This window comes from Wolbachia endosymbiont of Tuta absoluta (assembly GCF_059414725.1).
Genome location: NZ_JBNRJY010000433.1, coordinates 1 through 821 on the forward strand (window position 1 = coordinate 1; position 821 = coordinate 821).

Consider the following 821-nt stretch of genomic DNA (forward strand, 5'->3'; position numbering starts at 1 on the left):
TTTGCCGCACGGCATTGTTGTCTTTCCTTATCTAGTTTGTTTACATTCTATTAAATACCTACTGGGACAGAGTATACGCTATCTAGTAATACTATAAATATCTATAGGTTACGAAACACACATCACGCCTTCATCTCTGGCGGGGCTGGCAGAGCGCAATCGGATCAGAAAAACAGCAATCAAATACTACCCTGAACTGAATCTGAATGAAGTACGAGTATATTTGTCAGAAAAAGCGAAATCTACTGATTTTACGGCTTAAAAAGATAAAGGCGCGTTATCATGTAATGTCGCGACATGTTTTGTAACATTATTTATCCAAGTTCCCCAGTGTAGCGCGACACAGCGCGTTTTAAACACCGTCCGAGACACATCCTTACGGAAGAATATGATGAAATCACAGTAGTCACTGCTGCAGCCATTGCGAGTAGATCGATCATGCGGAGCTTTGTAATGTTGTATATAATTGCCTGTAGACCATAATCCAACTAAGAATAAAAAAAAAATAATTGCTGTACCTAAAATTCTGTCATTGAGTAATATAGGAACAATTGGGTAAGCAGCCAAGCTGCCTATAGTACCTGGCATGTGTTTTACCGTGCCAGATAGCCACCATGTTGATATTAATTTATATAAAAATTTCACAATATACCGAAATATAAAACTAATTTACAAGAACAGAAATAGTATCTTCTATAGAAGTATTTTCATATAGCAATCTATAGATCGATCTGGAGTACCTTATGTAGACCACCAGGTGTACCACCAGGAGCCCAGCTAAACTATTAGAGATACAGGCATGGTTCCGAAACAAAAGTTGT

1 pseudogene is annotated in these 821 nt (G+C 38.0%); it reads right to left on the minus strand.

Annotated elements, in window-relative coordinates:
* Positions 1-435: 435 nt before the first annotated feature.
* A pseudogene (locus ACJ5GX_RS04585) lies at positions 436-645 on the minus strand (phosphatidylglycerophosphatase A); the annotation flags it as partial.
* Positions 646-821 lie beyond the last annotated feature (176 nt).